Origin of the sequence: Vibrio sp. 2304, assembly GCF_033339475.1 — a bacterium.
Lineage (GTDB): Bacteria > Pseudomonadota > Gammaproteobacteria > Enterobacterales > Vibrionaceae > Vibrio > Vibrio alginolyticus.
This window is the reverse complement of record NZ_JAWOUQ010000001.1, coordinates 794,475-813,000: the sequence shown is the minus strand read 5'-3', so window position 1 is coordinate 813,000 and position 18,526 is coordinate 794,475. Positions and strand designations below refer to the sequence as shown.

Here is an 18,526-nt window from a genome sequence, read left to right as displayed (position 1 = left end):
CAAAACCACACTCTTAGTGTGAGTTTATTGTTACACTTTGAAACACTATGTTACATTTGGCGCATTATGAGGAGTAAAAAGTTAAAGCTCATTAGCCACAACTGGAAACTAACCTTCCATTAATGGAAGTTACACACTTTAAATCGAATATTAACCTCAACACGAATTTCTCGTGCTTCAACAATTAATTATTTAAAAACAAATAGTTGAAACTTAAAATTGATGAGACTGACTATCAACTTCATTTACGCAGATAGCCTTAATGAGAAGCGGAAACTAAAAAACCAAAAGTGTGATCAGCATCAAATTAATGATTTCACTTAATATTTGAGTGGTATTTACATCTCTTTATTGGATTGTGAGAAATCATTCTCAAGGTAAATCCAAACATAAGTTGTAAATACATTTGGGTTGCGCAGAATTAGCACTCCACAACATAGAAAATGTTGAAATGGAAAGAGACTTATTATTCAGGTCTATCAGAGCCTTATTTCAGTGATCACTTACATACGAATGCCGCCATCCACTTCTAAAACCCTGCCAGTAAAGTAATCACTCTCAATAATGTATTTTACTGCATGCGCGATTTCGCTTGTTTCGCCCATCCTGCCAACTGGGATCATCTTTTCTAATCGCTCTATGGCTTCGGGTTTCATTTGCTCTGCCATCGCGGTATGAACTACACCTGGTGCAACCGCCGCCGCGCGAATACCGTATCTTGCGAGCTCACGAGCCCATGTTGTCGCCATGGTCGCGACCGCCGCTTTTGACGCAGAATAATTGGTTTGTCCGATATTCCCAGCTCTCGCAACACTAGAAATATTGATGATAACGCCTTGGGAGCCACTCTCAATCATCTTGACGGCAGCTTCACGCCCACACAAAAACGTTCCTGTCACGTTAACGTTCATGACCAAGTTGAATTGATCCAAAGACATCTTACTGATCACGCCATCTTTTGCTTTTACAAGTAACCCATCTCTTAACACGCCAGCGTTATTGACTAACCCATTGAGTTGACCAAAATCTTGGATAATCGCTTCAAACGTGGTTTCAACGTCGATTTCGTTGGTGACATCCACTTGATATGTCAACGCTTTCGCACTCAGCATTCGACACTGCTCTTGTGTTTCCATTAAGCCACTGGCGTTTACATCCAACAACGCTAAATCAGCGCCAGCTTGAGCAAGGGTAATGGCCATCATTTGCCCAAGCCCCTGCCCTGCTCCTGTAATGGCAATAACACTACTTTTTATGTCCATATTGGTGCACTCCATAGCTCGTAATGTTCTCTATCTCAACCAGTCTAAGTTGGCCGAAATGATGCGCGTTTTAGGTCACCATCTCGGGCTGGTTTGTCACAAAACTCAGTCTAGCCTTTCTTACTCTTGTATAACTCAAATAAGCTTGAGAAATCGAGCTCGCCTTGGCCGCTCGCGTTGTGGAAAGAATATAAGTTGCGCGCTAACGACCCCATCGGAACCGAAGAATGTGTTTGTAACGCCGCATCTAACCCCAAACCGAGATCTTTCAACATAAGTTTGCTCATAAAGCCCGGTTGGTAATCGTGACTAGCTGGCGCACTGTCCATCACGCCTGGGCAAGGATTGTAAAGCTCCAATGCCCAATTTCGGCCAGAGCTTTGCAGCATGATGTTTGATAGCACTTTTGGATCGAGTCCATGATCGATACCTAGGTTTAATGCCTCGCACGTACCAGACATTAAAATGCCGAGCATAAGGTTGTTACAGATTTTCGCCATTTGACCATCGCCTGCTTTGCCAGCATGGAAAACATTTTTTCCCATATACTGCAAAATCGCATTGGCTTTAGAAAACGCTTGATCCGAACCACCAACAATAAAGGTTAATGTCGCCGCTTTCGCGCCAGCAACGCCTCCCGAAACGGGCGCGTCGACAAACAACACACGTTTATTTGCCGCTTCATTGGCGACTAATCGCGCAGAGTCTGGATCAATGGTTGAACAATCAATCATCAAGGTACTTGGCGAGACAAGATTGAGGACACCTACGCCACCGTGTAAGTCGCCAAGATACACGGAACGAACGTGAGATCCTGCTGGTAGCATCGTGATGACTGTGCTTGCACCATCCACGACTTCCTCAATAGAGCTCGCCACCACCGCACCAAAAGGTACTAGTTGCTTTGCGGCTTCGCTATCGACATCGAATACTTGCACGTTAAATCCAGACGCGAGTAAGTTTTGCGCCATCGGATGCCCCATTCTTCCTAAACCGATAAATGCGATGGTACTCATGATCATTCTCCTTATTGACCTAGTGTTTGTTCACCCAAATCAGCAAGCGGATGTTCGTCATCCGGCCAAAGTGAGGTAAACAAGGTATCGATGACATCTTCATCGACTTCACTGACACTGTTAAACATCCAGTTAGGTTCGCCATCCCGGTCAATAAGCCGAGAACGGACGCCCTCTTTAAACTCACCTAATAAGGCACTGCGAACCGACAAACTCAACTCTAAACGGAAACAATCTGCAAGCGGTAAGCTGTGGTACTCTTTCACTTGTCTAAAGCAAATATGCGCGGTGATCGCACTGCCCGATGCGAACGTTTGTTTCGCGTTTTCTATCCACTGGCTATTCCCTTCGATAGCCATGATTCGCTGTGCTATCGCATTAAGATCAAAGCCTTTGCACGCTTCCTCTATCTGATCTAAGTATGGACAAATTTGCGTGGTTGGTTTGCTATCAATAACTTGTTCTTCCATTAACTGTAGTAGTGCAGTTACCAACTCTTTCGCATCTTCTTTGCCCCACTGGAGCCGCTTTAGCTCATCCAGTAAGGTGGGATACTGCTCTTCCAACAGTGACCAATCGGCCAAACCAATAGTGACAGCGTCACTTGAATTTACCATTGAACCTGTCAACCCGAGGAATAAACCCACTTGCGGATCTATCTGGCTTAAAAACCACGTACCTCCCACATCAGGATACAGTCCAATATTGATTTCTGGCATAGCAAGGCGTGATGTTGTTGTCACAACTTTATGGCTGGTTCCCATAAAAAGCCCCATCCCACCGCCCATGACAATACCTTCTCCCCAACCGATAATGGGTTTGTTGTAAGTGTGGATGAGATAGTCACACTCATACTCCAACGAGAAATAGTTCGTACAGAACTCTACGATTTTTTCTTTACTCTCGTTATGCATGACGTGATACATAGCTCGAACATCACCACCAGCACAGAATGCTTTTTCTCCAGCGCCAGTGAGTACCACACAAGTCACATGCGGATCGTCTTGCCACTTGATAAGCTGATCGTTAAGTTGGACTAACATGTCATACGTCAATGCATTCAATGAAGCGGTGTTGTCTAACGTTGCGATACCAATGCGGTGCACGCCATCTAAGCACTCTATTTCACTGATGGTTACCATCCCTGCCATGTGGCCTCCTATCGGTTTTTCCATTGCGGTGGGCGTTTTTCTAAAAAGGCGCGAACACCCTCAACTTGATCTTCCGTATCAAAGAGATTCAAAAACAACTCTCGCTCTTTCATGAAGCCGTGCTTAAGTGGCGCAGAGCGCATATTTTGAATGAGCGCCTTACATGCGGCGACAGAAGATGGTGACTGGTTCGCAACAGATTCAGCAAGTTCCAGCGCTTTACTTAAAGCTTCACCTTTGGGAACCAGCTCCTCAACTAGGCCTAGTTCTTTTGCTTTGTCAGCGCTGACTTGCTCTCCACATAAAATGATACGCTTTGCCCAGCCTTCCCCTACTAACGCTGTGAGGTTTTGGGTACCGCCAGCGCAGGGCAAAAGTCCGACTTTGGCTTCAGGTAAAGCAAGTACCGCTTGCTCTTCAACTACTCGAATATCACAAGCTAATGCCACTTCTAAACCTCCACCCATGGCGTAACCATTAATAGCGGCAATGGAAACACCACGGAATTCCGAGAGCGTCTCAAAAGCTTCACCAAAGCATCGCGCCATGTCTAACGCAACCACTTTGTCACCATCAGAAAACAACTTGAGATCTGCACCAGCAGAGAAAAACTTTTCTCCACTGCCGGTTAAAACCAATGAATAGACCTGCTTATCATCGTTAAGTTTGAGTATCAGCGACTTCAGTACCTTGAGGCTCTCTGCTGTCCACGTATTGGCTGGCGGGTTGTTCATTGTCACCAGCGCAACGTGATTAGTGATCGTATGTTGAATGGCTTCTTGGGTTAATGGCATATCTGAATCCTTTCTCAATGAGCAAATCCAATACTTCGCTACAGCAAGGCCGACTCCTCAGAGAGCAAACGGCGCGCGATGATCAAGCGCATGATTTCGTTCGTTCCCTCCAGAATTTGATGCACACGCACATCTCTGAAATGACGCTCCATTGGATACTCTTTGATGTAACCATAGCCGCCATAAAGCTGCAGCGCTTGGTCGCAAACCTGAAAGCCCACATCGGTTGCGAACCGTTTTGCCATCGCGCAATAAGCCGTGGCATCGGGGTCATTTCGGTCGAGCTTGCTGGCGGCATAGCGCACTAACTGCCGTGCAGCCACGAGCTCTGTCGCCATGTCTGCTAATTTGAATTGTAAGGCTTGAAACTGCGCAAGCGGTTTGCCGAACTGCTTACGCTCCTGAATATACTGTGTCGCCTGTTCAAGGGCCTGTTGAGCCGTACCGACGGAACAGGTCGCAATATTTATACGCCCTCCATCAAGCCCTTTCATCGCAAAGACAAAACCTTGCCCTTCTTCGCCCAGTAAATGGCTAGCTGGAATAACGACATTTTCAAAAGTAACCGCTCGTGTTGGTTGGCTGTTCCAGCCCATTTTGGGTTCTTTGCGCCCATAGCTGATACCATCTGCGTGAGCAGGAACAACAAATGCAGACACGCCTTTGGCACCCGCTTCTCCGGTTCTCGCCATCACGACCAAAACATCTGTCTCTCCCGCGCCAGAGATAAAGGTTTTGCCGCCGTTGATGACATACTTATCTCCCTTTTTTGTAGCGGAAGTGGTCAGTGCAGCGGCGTCTGATCCTGCGTTGGGTTCGGTTAAGCAATAGGAGCCTAACCACTCCCCCGTAACTAATTTCGGACAGAACTGCGTTTTGGCTTCATCGGTAGCAAAACTGGCTATCATCCAACTCACCATATTGTGGATAGTCATGAAAGCGGTCGTCGACGTACAGCCCATTGAGAGTTGTTCAAAGATAATTGAAGCATCCAAGCGACTCAGCCCTAGGCCACCTTGCGCTTCTGGAGTGTAGAGACTGAGAAACCCCAGTTCCCCCGCCTCTCTCAATACGTCTTTGGGGAAGATCTGCTTTTCATCCCACTCCGACGCCATCGGTGCTAAACACTCATCGGCAAATTGCTGAGCGGTATCGGCAAATGCACGTTGATCTTCATTAAGTTCAAAGTCCATAAAAGCTCCTTCTATTCACTCAGCGCAGTTGGATGGTCAAATTAGGCCCCGTTGGAATATCGTCATCAAACCAACGTGCCGTCACCGTTTTGGTCTCGGTATAAAAACGTACCGCTTGTTTACCATACGCATGTAAATCACCATAGAAACTGCCTCTCCAACCAGTAAAGGAGAAAAATGGTAAAGGGACTGGAATAGGCACATTGATCCCAACCTGACCGACTTGAATGTCATGTTGATATTTTCTCGCAGCAGCGCCATTAGCGGTAAATATAGAAGTTCCGTTGCCGTAAGGGTTGCGATTCACTAACTCAATAGCTTCTTGCAACGTTTCGACTTCCATACAAACTAAGACAGGGCCAAATATCTCTTGCGTGTAAATCGACATGTTCGCTGTTACACCGCTAAACAAGGTTGGGCCAATCCAGTTTCCATCGGGAAAGCCGTCCACTTCACACTGACTGCCATCGAGTTCACACACTGCGCCTTGTTGTTTTCCATCTTCGATTAGGTCCAATACGCGTTGCTTGGCTTGCTCACTGATCAGTGGGCCATAAGCAGCCTGTTCATCATCCCAAGGCCCTGGGTGTACTTTCGCCATTGCCTGTTTGAGGTCTGTAATCCATTGTTTTGAATCGCCGACAAATACCGCAACAGAAATTGCCATACAACGCTGCCCCGCCGCCCCAACGGAGGCTCCGATTAGGTTATTCACCACTTGTTCCTTGTTCGCATCAGGCATGATCACCATGTGATTTTTTGCACCTGCAAAAGCTTGAACACGTTTAAAATGTTTAGTCCCTGTGGTGTAGATATAACGGGCAACGGGAACCGAGCCAACAAATGACACCGCTCGAATATCAGGATGAGCCAGAAGAAAGTCGACTTGCTCTTTGCGGCCATGAACGATCTGCAACACTCCTTTCGGCGCACCAGCTTGCTCAAATAGTTCAGCTAAACGAATAGAGGTCAATGGCACTTGTTCGGAGGGTTTGAGCACAAACGTATTGCCCGCAGCGATAGCGATTGGGAACATCCACAACGGAATCATGGCTGGAAAGTTAAACGGCGTAATGCCGCAACACACACCTAGGGGCTGAATCATTGAGTAACTATCAATATCCGTGGCAACGTTTTCGACGGTTTCTCCCATCATATTGCTGGCAATGTTTGCAGCCTGCTCAACCACCTCGATACCACGCCACACGTCGCCTTTGGCATCCGCTAAAATCTTACCCGTTTCATGAGAAAGCAGTGTGGCAAGCTCATCATGATGCTCTTTGAGCAAGTGCTGATAACGCAGCATAACTCGGGCACGCTCGGATATTGCCACTTCCTTCCAAGATTGGAATGTCTCTTTCGCATTATCAATGGCGGCTTCCATCTCGTGCTCTGTGGAACATGGAACGTACGCAATGACATCATTAGTGGCGGGATTGGTTACCTCAACCCAATCCGATGTTTGAGATTCACGAAACTCGCCACCAATAAACAAGGGAACCAAACGAGTCATCATTTACTCCTTTCTAATTTCAATTAAAGCGGTATTTCAATGCCTATCGCCGTGGCTTCTCCACCACCGATACAAAGTGACGCAACACCCCGCATCACTTTTTTGGCTTCGAGATCACCATTGGTGCCTAGCGCTTGTAGCTGACGCAAACTGTGAATCAATGTCACCAGAATTCGTGCGCCACTAGCCCCTATCGGATGCCCAAGCGCACAGGCTCCACCTTTAATATTTACTTTGCTCGTATCTAGTCCAAGTTCCGCCACCGCTAGTTGTGTCACGACGGCAAAGGCTTCATTGATTTCCCACAGGTCCACTTCATAAATTGACCAATCTAGCTGGAACAGCAGTTGCTCAATTGCGTAGACGGGTGCCAAAGTAAATTCTGCAGGTTTTCTGGCATGTGTAGAGTGCGCCTTGATGATCGCAAGTGGTTTAAGCCCCTGATGACACGCAGTGTCTTCATCCATAAGCACAAGAGCCGCTGCGCCATCTGAAATGGCACTCGAATTAGCAGCGGTCACCGTACCTTTTTCATCGAATGCAGGTTTGAGTTGAGGAATTTTACCAAGGTCAATCGAGCGAGGGTGCTCATCGTAGTCCAGCACCGCTTGTTCTGACTTGGTATTGAGTGAAACCGGCGAAAGTTCATCGGCAAACAAGCCTCGCTCTTGAGCTTCCAACGCACGTTTTGCCGACATCACGGCCCATTCATCCATTTGCTCTCTGGTGAACTTAAGCCTGTCAGCGACTTGCTGAGCATAAACACCCATTAAGTGCCCTTCGTAAGCATCTTGTAGCCCATCGAGAAACATGTGGTCATACGTAGACTGGTGCCCCATGCGCATTCCCTTTCTCGCCTCCCTCAGCAAATACGGCGCATTGGTCATACTTTCCATACCACCAGCAATGGCTGAGCGAATCGTTCCAGCTTTAATGAGATCGTGCGCTAACATGACGCTCTTCATGCCAGAGCCACACACTTTGTTAATGGTGGTGCACCCTACACCCAAAGGAAGATCTGCCCCCATAGATGCTTGCCTCGCAGGAGCTTGTCCACACCCTGCTGGAAGCACACATCCCATGAACACTTCATCCACCGAAGTCACATTCACTTCGTGCATTGCCGCCTTGATCGCCAGTGCGCCTAATTGAGGAGCAGAGTAAGTTTGCAACTTGCCTTGAAAGCGCCCAATTGGCGTTCTTTTCGCGCTGACAATCCAGATGTCTTTTCCCATGATTCGCATTCCCTTAAGGTATATGTGAACACTTGGCAGACTGATGACACCCTACATAGAATTACTCACCAAGCGCCACACCAGCCTTTGTCGCCTTTTTCACTAACAAACTTTCATTCCGCGATTTCTTGACGTTTACGTAAGCATAGCACTAGCCTTTACAATGAGATGAAAAAACACACCAAGCAGGCGTTTATATTTCAAAGTTGATGTTCGACCTTCCCATTAAAGGTTCGATTTCCAGAAACTGGATTTTTATTCGAGGTAAGTATGTTATGGAAAAATACAAGATCAGTGACCTCGCCAAGGAGTTTGATATTACTACTCGCAGTATCCGGTTTTATGAAGACGTGGGTCTGATTGAACCAGAGCGAAAAGGCAATATGCGCGTTTATCAACGCAGGGATAGAATTCGCCTCAAATTGATTTTAAGAGGGAAACGACTCGGTTTTTCGTTGGCAGAAATTCGTGAACTTTTCGAGCTCTACGACATGCAACAAACCGAAGGACAGTTATTGAAAATGCTCAATATCATTGAAGAGAAACAAGCCGTCCTACAGCAACAACTCAACGACATCAGCGTCGTTATGGCAGAGTTGAATGCCGCTAAGGAGCGTTGTATTCAAACACTCAAAAGCAAGCAGACATAAACGCTATACTCAATTAGCAACACCGCTACAGGCTTTTCCACCTTACCTCTGATACCGGGAGACGTTATGAAAAGCACTTATACCCCACTCAATTTCGGACTTGGTGATACCATCGATATGCTCCGAGAACACGTTAATGCCTTTGCTACGGAACATATTGCGCCCATCGCCGCTGAGATAGACCGCGATAACCAGTTCCCGAATCATTTATGGCCTTTGTTGGGAGAAATGGGGTTGCTTGGTGTGACCGTCGATGAAGAGCTTGGTGGTGCAGGCATGGGATACCTCGCTCATGTTGTTGCCATGGAAGAAATCAGCCGTGCCTCTGCGTCTGTCGCTTTAAGCTACGGAGCTCATTCTAACCTGTGCGTCAACCAAATCTTTCGTAACGGCACGCCTTCTCAACGCGAAAAATACCTTCCAAAACTCATTGATGGTACGCACGTTGGCGCCCTAGCGATGAGTGAGCCCAATGCCGGTTCAGACGTGATAAGCATGCAACTGAAAGCGGAGAACAAGGGCGACCATTTTGTACTGAATGGCAACAAAATGTGGATAACAAACGGGCCCGATGCTGACGTAGTGGTGCTTTACGCTAAAACAGATGTCAGCGCAGGTTCACGTGGCATTACCGCATTCATTATTGAACGTAACTTCGCAGGTTTCACTCATGCTCAAAAGCTGGACAAGCTAGGCATGAGAGGCTCGAATACTTGCGAACTTGTATTTAACCATTGCGTAGTGCCAAAAGAGAATATTCTTGGCGAGTTGAATCAAGGCGTCGAGGTGTTAATGAGTGGGCTGGATTACGAGCGCGTCGTCCTCGCTGCCGGACCACTCGGGATAATGCAAGCTTGCATGGACATTGTGGTCCCGTACGTACATGAACGAGAGCAGTTTGGAAAACCCATTGGCGAGTTTCAGTTAGTTCAGGGCAAGATCGCCGATATGTACTCTCGAATGAGTGCAGCAAAAGCGTATGTATATACCGTCGCAGCGGCTTGTGATCGAGGTAACGCAACACGCAAAGATGCCGCTGGCGCGATTTTGTACAGTGCAGAGCTCGCCACACAAATGGCACTCGATGCAATCCAGTTGCTCGGTGGGAATGGCTACATCAATGAATACTCTGCTGGTCGTTTGCTACGTGATGCAAAGCTTTATGAAATCGGCGCGGGTACCTCTGAGATTCGCCGCATGTTAATAGGCCGAGAGCTGTTCGAAGAATCTCGCTAACGGAACATACGACAAGGAAGTCATTATGGCCATTATCAAAAGTAAAACTAAGCCAACTGACGAGTTATTTCTTTCCAATAAAGCTGCGATGGAAACGTTGGTCACTCAACTTAATCAACACATCGAGACCATCAAACAGGGCGGCGGTGAAAAAGCCATTGAGCACCAGAGGCAAAAAGGAAAACTCCCCGCACGAGAACGCATCGCGCGCTTGCTTGATGACAACACTGACTTTCTTGAAATCAGCCAGTTTGCCGCCTGGCAAGTGTATGACGAAGCGATCCCCTGCGCTGGTGTTATCGCCGGCATTGGTATCATAGAGGGGATTCAATGCATGGTCATCGCCAACGATGCTTCGGTAAAAGGCGGAACCTACTACCCACTCACGGTAAAAAAACACCTTAGAGCACAAGAGATTGCCCAACGTTGCCAACTCCCCTGCGTGTATTTGGTGGACTCCGGTGGCGCAAATCTCCCTCATCAGTCCGACGTCTTCCCCGACAAAGAACACTTTGGTCGCATTTTCTTTAACCAAGCGAGAATGTCAGCGAAAGGCATCCCCCAAGTTGCTGTTGTGATGGGGCTTTGCACTGCTGGGGGCGCGTACGTTCCTGCCATGGCGGATGTGTCCATTATGGTTAAAGAGCAAGGCACCATTTTTTTGGCGGGGCCACCTTTGGTGAAAGCGGCCACTGGCGAAGTCGTGACGGGTGAAGAGCTCGGCGGTGCAGACGTGCATTGTCGAAAATCTGGTGTCGCAGATTATTACTCTGAAAATGATGAACATGCCCTAATGCTTGCGAGAGAAGCCATTGCCAATGCCAATAGAACAAGACCTGTTAAGCCAGAAAACACCGTGCTTCCTCCCCGCTACGACGCAGAAGAAATCTACGGAATCGTGAATGCCAACTTACGACTGTCATTCGACGTTCGAGAAATTATTGCCCGCATCGTCGATGATTCTGATTTCGACGAATTCAAAGCCTTGTACGGCAGAACGCTAGTGTGTGGCTTCGCTCGTATTCAAGGACACTTGATTGGTATTGTGGCAAACAACGGTATCTTGTTTTCTGAATCGGCACAAAAAGGCGCGCACTTTATTGAGCTGTGCGCCAAACGGAAAACACCGCTTCTTTTTCTCCAAAACATTACCGGCTTTATGGTCGGAAAAAAGGTTGAAGAAGAAGGCATCGCAAAACATGGCGCCAAGCTAGTGATGGCCGTCGCTTGTGCTGACGTGCCGAAGTTTACCGTGATCATCGGTGGATCGTACGGCGCTGGTAATTACGGCATGTGCGGCCGAGCGTATGATCCAACCATGATGTGGATGTGGCCGAACGCGCGTATTTCTGTGATGGGCGGAGAACAAGCAGCAGGCGTTTTAACACAAGTTCGAAAAGACGCGAAGGAACGCCAGGGAGAAGCGTGGTCAGAGCAAGAAGAGCACATTTTTAGAGAATCGATCATAGACTTGTATGAAACACAAGGACATCCCTATTTTGCGAGTGCTCGGCTATGGGATGACGGAATTATTGACCCTAAAAAAACGCGTCAGGTGTTGAGTCAAGCGTTAATGGCAGCATTAAACGCCCCCATTCCTGATAGCGAGTTTGGCGTCTTCAGAATGTAAACATCCAAAGATGAATTAAGGAAGTAAGTATGCAGGAAATGCAACCAAGCATTATTCCCAACGCCCAAAGGCAAGATGATGTTCTTTGGCATGTCGATGATAATGGCGTAGCGACCATTACCCTAAACAGAGCAGCCAAACACAATGCTTTTGACGCTTGTACGATCGACTTGCTGATCCACCGCCTAGATTATCTCGCTTTACGAACGGATGTGCGGTGCTTGGTATTAAGAAGTAACGGTAAGCATTTTTCATCCGGGGCCGATTTGAATTGGATGCAGTCGATGGCCGACAGCACGAGGCAAGATAACTTCGTTGATGCCCAAAACTTGGCAAGACTCATGGAAACACTAGATTCGTTCCCTCAACCCACCATCGCAGTTGTTCAAGGTTCCGCTTATGGTGGTGCTTTAGGGTTGATTTGTTGTAGTGATATCGCCATCGCAAGCCAAAGTGCCAACTTTTGCTTAAGTGAAGTTAAGCTTGGTTTAGTTCCAGCGACCATTGCGCCTTACGTCATGCGCGCGATGGGGAATAGACAAGCTAGACGCTATATCTTAAGTGGTGAAGTCATTTCAGCCGAAGATGCCGAACGGTTTGGTATTGTGCACGAAGTGAAAGAAGCCAAACAGCTTGAAAATGCGGTCGATAGCGTAATCAAGACGTTGCTACTTAATAGCCCAGATGCGATGCGTAAAGCGAAAACGCTCTGCCATCAATGTCATCAAAACCCCATCGATCAACAACTGATTCACTATACTAGCAAGCTCATTGCGGACATTAGAGTATCACCCCAAGGTCAAGATGGGCTGCAAGCGTTTCTTGAAAAACGTAGCCCAAGTTGGGTCACCAAGTCACAGGACAAGTAATGCTACCTTCCAAAGTAAAGATTGTCGAAGTAGGTCCTAGAGATGGGTTGCAAAATGAATCTCCTGTTGCGACCCAGACTAAAATCCGGCTGATCAACTTACTCTCTGATACTGGGCTAACTCATATTGAGGCGGGCTCTTTTGTCTCACCCAAGTGGGTGCCACAAATGGCGGACTCAATAGAGGTCATGAAAGCAATAACACGGCGAAATCATGTTACCTACTCTGCCCTGACACCAAACCTAAAAGGCTTAGAACAAGCGTTGGAGGCTGACGCCAATCAGGTCGCGATTTTCACTTCACCCTCAGAAGGATTCTGCCAACACAATATCAATTGCTCGATTGCAGAAAGCCTAACTCGCTTCGAACCTGTAATGCGATTAGCCACCAAACACGGCATCCCTGTTCGTGGCTATATATCCTGCGTTGCCGACTGCCCTTACGATGGCCCGACAGCCCCTAAACAAGTGGCGAGCGTGGTCAAATCACTCATCGATTTAGGGTGTTATGAGGTGTCTCTAGGCGACACAATCGGTACAGGCACGCCAAACCGTATCGCTGCTATGCTAGAAGCCGTCATGTTGATTGCACCTCTTCCCCAGCTTGCTGTCCATTTCCACGACACATGGGGACAAGCTCTCACCAACATTTATCAGGCATTGAGTATGGGCATCAATACCATCGACAGTAGTGTAGCTGGGCTGGGTGGATGCCCATACGCTCATGGCGCATCAGGAAATGTCGCAACGGAGGATGTACTATATTTATGCCAAGGGTTAGGAATAGAAACGGGGATCGACTTAGAGCTACTGGCTAAAGCTGGCTGGATGATCAGCGAAGAGCTGGGTCGGCAGCCTACATCAAAAGTGTCATTAGCATTGCGTAACCGCGTATTATCACTTTCGTAGAAGGCCTTCCGGCACCTCAAATTCTCCCAACCCAAGTTAATTTGCTCTACTTTCGAGTAGGGAAGCGAAACCGCCCGCCAGTACGATAAATAATTAGAGAAAATAAGATAAGCACACAACCTACTAGTTTATTTGCCGTTAGCACTTCGCCATACCACAGCACGCTCAGAATAACCGTCCAAACTGGTTCTAATATCATAATTAGAGCAGCGTTACCTGCCTGAACAAATTTTTGCCCCATGGTTTGCATTACGTAACGCAAGCTCGTCGCTAATAAGGTACTCAACGCAAACCACCACCAAATAGAGGAGTCCACCTCAGCCGGGAAAGATTCCATAAAAAATGAAACCAACAAACCTAAGCAACCTGCTGAAAAAAGTTGCACGCAAGTAAGCAGCAGCACAGGTAGTTTTTGAGAGTATTTGCTGTTCACATTAAAATGAAGCGCCAAAACCAGTGCTGCACCAAGAAACCACAATTGACTGGCCGATTGTTTCCAGCCACCAACTAAAGAAAGACAAGCAAGACCTAATACAGCGATAGGCAAAGAAAGCCAGAAAATTCGTTGTGGTCGTTGACGAAACATAACCCATGCAACAATCGGCACAAACAGCATGGAAAGGCTCATGATAAATGCGCCTTCCCCAAGAGTATCACTGATAGAAATAGCGTAAATCCATGTCATAACGGCACTGCCTAACAGGAGCCCGACACCACCAGCAGAAAGCACATCTTTTAAGTTTGCTTTCAGCAAAGGTCGGTAACATAGAGGCAGTAAGCAGAGCGAAGCGATAGTAAATCGCGCCCCAATAAAGCCAAAAGGTGGTAAACCCTGTATTGTTTCCTTAGAGAATATCCAGCCAAGTGCCGCGATCATCGTCGTCGCAACCAGAATAACCGTCGCTTTGCGTTCTGAGTTAAACATAAGTACTCACAAAATATGGAACACACAATAGCGCAGCAAGAGAGTTTTACTGCGCTATTGTGTAAATTTGAAAGGGGTTTGTGTCGAGCGAAAAAGTGAAAGCCCGATCCTCTCCTGTATTGTTGTCACGCAGATTGAAGTTCTGCTGCTAGATACATTAAATGCAGGCAAAGTCTTAAGGCAAGCCTTTTCGCATACTAAATTACTTTAGCATTCTATACAGCAAGCAAACTGGCTAAAACCGGTACCGGGTATCGAACTACCTCCCCTTCAAAACGCTTAACTTGACTGCGGCAGGAGTAGTATTGCGACTTCAGCGCTCCTCAATACAGGTTGAATAAGGCGAATTGCTTTTTACCCATCGCCCCTACAATGAAAACTTATTGATTAACTACAACGAGCGGTTAAATTGCTCCACGGCCTCTACAACACGGCTAGCGCCATCTTGTATTTCATTCATCACATTGCCTGCTTTTTCAGAGAGCTCTAGCGTATCTAGTGCTTCTTTTTGGCATTTAGCGATCAGCTTAACTGCGTTATCTGTTCGCTGTAGGTTTTCACTTACCATTGTGACAATTTCATCGGTGGTTGCATTGGTTCTTGTAGCAAGCTGTCTGACTTCATCAGCAACAACGGCAAAACCTCTACCATGCTCACCCGCACGAGCCGCTTCTATCGCCGCATTTAACGCCAATAAGTTAGTTTGGTCAGCGATACCACTGATGCTATTTACCAACTCGCTAATACGCGATGAGTGCGCTTTAAGCTCGTCAATCGCGGTGTTCGCTTGCTGCATTTGCTCGGAAAGTATCTGCATCTTTTCTAACGTTGAGCCTATAACCTCTTGCCCTTGCAGGGTTTGTGTTCCAGTTTCTTGGGAGATTTCGTTCGCCAATTGCGCAGCCTGGGCCATTTTCTGTTCCTGCATCACCTGCTGGGTAATATCTGTCGCGAACTTAACGACCTTGTAGAGCTCTCCTCTGTCGTTATGGATAGGGTTATATGAAGCCTCTAGCCACACCTCTTCACCATAACGGTTAACTCGTTTGAATCGCTCTGATGAAAATTGCCCTTTTGCTAAACGTTGCCAAAACTCACGGTAAGCTTGAGAGCTCGACTCTTCCTGATCACAAAACATGCGATGATGCTTCCCTAGAATCTGATCAAGCGTATAACCCATTGTGTTTAGGAAATTATCGTTGGCTTTTAAAACATGGCCATCTAATGTGAACTCAATCACCGCCATAGAACGACTTAATGCATTTAGCATGTCCTCTTGCTCACGGGATGATTTGATCGTTCGCGTAAGTTCAGAAGCAAAAACAAAAAAGCTTTCTACTTCTCTGCGCTCATTTAAAACAGGCTGGATAATCGTTCTTAACCAGGCTTCCTCACCATTACCTTTCTGTACTTGCAATGCCCCATTCCAGAACACTTTATCTTGGACGGCTTTCTTCATTCGATGAAAGTGGTCTGTATTGCGCGAATTTGACGGTACCAATTCAGTAATTGATTTCGTTAAGATCTCATCATCATGTAAGAAAAGTTCTTGCTGTAGTTTGGTATTTGCAGAAGTAATGAGGCCTTTACTATCCAATGTTAAGCGGATCATCTCTTCATCTAAACTGGTTTGGATTTGCTGCAGGATTTGCAACTCCTGCTTTAATCGTTGATTTTCTTGTTGAAGCGACTTATTAAAAAACATGACTTTCTCTCATTCGACCGACCTTCGGACTAGTCAAAGGTTTATTATTTGTATACCGAATAACCTGCAAGCGGCAAAATCGTTTGGTTGCATATTCAAACGCGATTTCTATTTCTCATCAAAGGACCCCGCTGGGAATACGGCGATTTTTTCTACAGTGTAACCTAAGCGCAGTATACTGAAATTTCTTCAGCGCCCAAGCTGTTTATATATTTATCAATATTAAAGCTCTTTATCGCCAGTTTGAGGTTTGTATTTGTGGATGTACTTATATGGAAAATTGGTGTGTTCAGATCAATAAGTCTTTCCATCAAAAAAGGGCTTTGACTTAGTTCCAATAATTTTTGCCGTTTTATCGCTGTTCCATCCGCCGTTTGAGCGATTATCCACTCCTTATTCGCTTGTATTTCTATTAACAACGCACGGAGGAACCAGTAGCTCCATACCGACCAACAAGATTTTGGACATAAACGCGTTAGCATAGTCCCTCTAAAACGCTTATGTCAGATTAGAAAAAGTATCTTGAATCACCCAAGGAGAATCATCGAGGTAAGGTCATCACCAGAAAAGATCGCACAATCTACTTATATGGAGGCATCGGGTTTGTTCAACAATAGGATTAAGCGCTGGCTTCGCAGCGCTTAATCCTTGTTTGCTTACTTTTACTTCTGAACCTCCAACCCGTTGCTAGGTGTCAGTCAAACTACCCAAATAGGTATTTTGGCAGAGCTAACGTCAAAGATGGAAAAACATTCACCAGCACCAACACAATCAGCAATGGTGGAATGAAGAATGCCGTGTACTTGGCCACATCCGTGACGCTGGTGTTAGATACACCACTGAGTACGTACAACACCGTTCCAAATGGTGGCGTAAGTGTGCCTATAATCAGGTTAAGAACGATGATAATTCCTAACTGCACAGGATCCATACCAAAGCCTAACACCATGATTGGATAGATAATTGGTACTAACAGGTTGATTGCTGCTACGGTTTCCAAGAACAAGCCAACCGTCAATAACAATAAGTTTAAAAAGAGAAGTACCATCCAAAAAGAATCTACACCGCCCAATACAAATTCTGACATGGTTTGAGGTATCTGCTTAGTGGTCAGTATCCAAGCAAACAGGGTAGCTGACGCAATGATCATTAGTACCTGGCCTGATGTTTTCGTAGAAACTACAATGCACTCAACAAAGGACTTAAACGAAAACTCGCCGTAGAAAATTGTTAAACACAAGGCATACAGACAAGCGATCGCAGCGGACTCTGTTGGACTGAAGGCTCCGGTAAATATCCCGCCGAGAATAATGAATGGTGTCATCAATGATGGGAACGCCCTTCTTAAGGCTTGCCAAATTTCACTCCTACTTGCCTTCCTTTCATTCGGACATTTCAAGCTATCAGAAAATACATAGATCATAACCATCAACGACAAAGCCATCATAAGCCCAGGCACAACACCTGCGGCAAATAACTTCTCAATTGATTGTGACGCAACGATCGCATAGATGATTATGGACATGCTAGGAGGAATTATAGGACCAATGATTGATGAAGCAGCAGTGACCCCAATACTCACCTTTTCACCGTAGCCGCTTGACCGCATTGCCTTAATCGTAGTTGCGCCAAGACCTCCCGCATCTGCAACGGCGGCTCCAGACATACCAGAGAATATAACGCTAGAGAATACATTCACATGAGCCAGACCACCTTTAATATGGCGCACACAAACAGAGGCAAACTCAAAGATCCGTGCGGTAATACCGCCAGTATTCATTAGATTTCCAGCTAAGATAAAAAAAGGTATGGCGATAAATGTAAATGAATTTACCCCTGAAACCATGCGTTGCAGCGCGGTGGTTTCCGATAACATTGGATCAGTAAGTACAATGGCCAAACTTGCGAAAGTAACACTGAACGCAACCGGCACCCCCAAAACAACTAAGACCAATAAGGTAATGAACCCAATCAACATGCGTCTTTTTCCTTATATAAGTTAATCAATGAAGTAACAACAATGAGCGCACCGGTGATCGGAATTACGGCATAGAGATATGATTGGCTTACTTCCAGTGAAGGACTTGAAAAAAATCTCATTTTGTAAGCAAATTCATAACCATAGTAGGAGAGAAAGACTCCGACACAGATAGTCGACAGGTATCGGATTGCATTTAGCGCTAGATAGACTCTGCGATTCCCTCCCCTTAGAACCCTCCTCCACACGTTATCGATGGCGATGTGCTGCCCACGAAGGAAGAGTGATACTCCTGTTATGAAGGTCACCCAAACAAGGAGGTATCGACAAAGTTCAATTGCCCACTCGAATGAAACTTGAAAAACCTCTCTTGCCACAATATTCACTGACATAACCAAAAACAAGATCAGGAACAAGAACGCACAAAAGTACTCATCAAATCTATTTAGCAAATGCATCAT

16 protein-coding genes and 2 pseudogenes are annotated in these 18,526 nt (G+C 46.3%); 5 read left to right on the top strand and 13 right to left on the bottom strand.

Annotated elements, in window-relative coordinates; all coding sequences use genetic code 11:
* Window positions 1-503: 503 nt before the first annotated feature.
* The 7 genes from R7P64_RS03675 to R7P64_RS03645 all read right to left on the bottom strand — a co-directional run bounded on the left by R7P64_RS03675 (window position 504) and on the right by R7P64_RS03645 (window position 8,164).
* Window positions 504-1,262 (bottom strand): SDR family oxidoreductase, encoded by a 759-nt coding sequence (locus R7P64_RS03675; RefSeq protein ID WP_005375778.1) that lies wholly within the window; start codon window positions 1,260-1,262, stop codon window positions 504-506.
* Between the two features lie 110 nt (window positions 1,263-1,372).
* A complete protein-coding gene (gene mmsB, locus R7P64_RS03670; protein WP_318118428.1) occupies window positions 1,373-2,278 on the bottom strand; it encodes a 3-hydroxyisobutyrate dehydrogenase in 906 nt (301 codons plus the stop codon).
* 11 nt (window positions 2,279-2,289) lie between these two features.
* Complete coding sequence (locus tag R7P64_RS03665) at window positions 2,290-3,429, bottom strand: enoyl-CoA hydratase/isomerase family protein (RefSeq protein WP_047100927.1); 1,140 nt, start codon at window positions 3,427-3,429, stop codon at window positions 2,290-2,292.
* 8 nt (window positions 3,430-3,437) lie between these two features.
* Complete coding sequence (locus tag R7P64_RS03660; RefSeq protein WP_318118427.1) at window positions 3,438-4,223, bottom strand: enoyl-CoA hydratase; 786 nt, start codon at window positions 4,221-4,223, stop codon at window positions 3,438-3,440.
* Between the two features lie 38 nt (window positions 4,224-4,261).
* Window positions 4,262-5,416 carry an acyl-CoA dehydrogenase family protein gene (locus tag R7P64_RS03655; RefSeq protein ID WP_318118426.1) on the bottom strand — a complete coding sequence of 385 codons (1,155 nt, stop codon included), beginning with the start codon at window positions 5,414-5,416 and terminating at the stop codon, window positions 4,262-4,264.
* 19 nt (window positions 5,417-5,435) lie between these two features.
* The gene (locus R7P64_RS03650; protein ID WP_172563963.1) at window positions 5,436-6,929 is read right to left on the bottom strand and encodes a CoA-acylating methylmalonate-semialdehyde dehydrogenase; all 1,494 of its coding nucleotides are present in this window, start codon (window positions 6,927-6,929) and stop codon (window positions 5,436-5,438) included.
* Between the two features lie 23 nt (window positions 6,930-6,952).
* Window positions 6,953-8,164 carry an acetyl-CoA C-acyltransferase gene (locus R7P64_RS03645; protein WP_318118425.1) on the bottom strand — a complete coding sequence of 404 codons (1,212 nt, stop codon included), beginning with the start codon at window positions 8,162-8,164 and terminating at the stop codon, window positions 6,953-6,955.
* A 275-nt stretch (window positions 8,165-8,439) separates the two neighbouring features.
* Here R7P64_RS03645 and R7P64_RS03640 point away from each other — a divergent pair, with 275 nt between their 5' ends.
* The 5 genes from R7P64_RS03640 to R7P64_RS03620 all read left to right on the top strand — a co-directional run bounded on the left by R7P64_RS03640 (window position 8,440) and on the right by R7P64_RS03620 (window position 13,457).
* Window positions 8,440-8,814: a MerR family transcriptional regulator gene (locus R7P64_RS03640; protein WP_017821195.1), complete on the top strand. Its 375-nt coding sequence runs from the start codon at window positions 8,440-8,442 to the stop codon at window positions 8,812-8,814.
* 66 nt (window positions 8,815-8,880) lie between these two features.
* Complete coding sequence (locus R7P64_RS03635) at window positions 8,881-10,050, top strand: isovaleryl-CoA dehydrogenase (RefSeq protein ID WP_213972809.1); 1,170 nt, start codon at window positions 8,881-8,883, stop codon at window positions 10,048-10,050.
* Between the two features lie 25 nt (window positions 10,051-10,075).
* Entirely contained in the window at window positions 10,076-11,680 is a 1,605-nt protein-coding gene (locus R7P64_RS03630; protein WP_318118424.1) for a carboxyl transferase domain-containing protein, read from the top strand.
* A gap of 29 nt (window positions 11,681-11,709) precedes the next feature.
* Window positions 11,710-12,549: an enoyl-CoA hydratase-related protein gene (locus R7P64_RS03625; protein WP_047100922.1), complete on the top strand. Its 840-nt coding sequence runs from the start codon at window positions 11,710-11,712 to the stop codon at window positions 12,547-12,549.
* Window positions 12,549-13,457 (top strand): hydroxymethylglutaryl-CoA lyase, encoded by a 909-nt coding sequence (locus tag R7P64_RS03620; RefSeq protein ID WP_318118423.1) that lies wholly within the window; start codon window positions 12,549-12,551, stop codon window positions 13,455-13,457. The genes R7P64_RS03625 and R7P64_RS03620 overlap by 1 nt, the downstream gene beginning before the upstream one ends.
* 46 nt (window positions 13,458-13,503) lie before the next feature.
* Here R7P64_RS03620 and R7P64_RS03615 read toward each other — a convergent pair whose 3' ends face one another.
* From R7P64_RS03615 to R7P64_RS24825, 6 genes and pseudogenes are all read right to left on the bottom strand, one after another.
* Complete coding sequence (locus tag R7P64_RS03615; RefSeq protein ID WP_005375761.1) at window positions 13,504-14,382, bottom strand: DMT family transporter; 879 nt, start codon at window positions 14,380-14,382, stop codon at window positions 13,504-13,506.
* A gap of 391 nt (window positions 14,383-14,773) precedes the next feature.
* A pseudogene (locus tag R7P64_RS24835) lies at window positions 14,774-15,127 on the bottom strand (methyl-accepting chemotaxis protein); the annotation flags it as partial.
* 180 nt (window positions 15,128-15,307) lie between these two features.
* Window positions 15,308-15,994: pseudogene (locus tag R7P64_RS24830) on the bottom strand (PAS domain-containing protein); the annotation flags it as partial.
* A 257-nt stretch (window positions 15,995-16,251) separates the two neighbouring features.
* Complete coding sequence (locus R7P64_RS03605; RefSeq protein ID WP_256902638.1) at window positions 16,252-16,569, bottom strand: hypothetical protein; 318 nt, start codon at window positions 16,567-16,569, stop codon at window positions 16,252-16,254.
* A gap of 221 nt (window positions 16,570-16,790) precedes the next feature.
* Window positions 16,791-18,065, bottom strand: coding sequence for a TRAP transporter large permease (locus tag R7P64_RS03600; protein ID WP_130545546.1), 1,275 nt, complete (start codon window positions 18,063-18,065; stop codon window positions 16,791-16,793).
* Window positions 18,059-18,457, bottom strand: a complete 399-nt coding sequence (locus R7P64_RS24825) for a TRAP transporter small permease (RefSeq protein WP_369426530.1) — start codon at window positions 18,455-18,457, stop codon at window positions 18,059-18,061. Before R7P64_RS24825 ends, R7P64_RS03600 begins: the two co-directional genes overlap by 7 nt.
* Window positions 18,458-18,526: the final 69 nt, after the last annotated feature.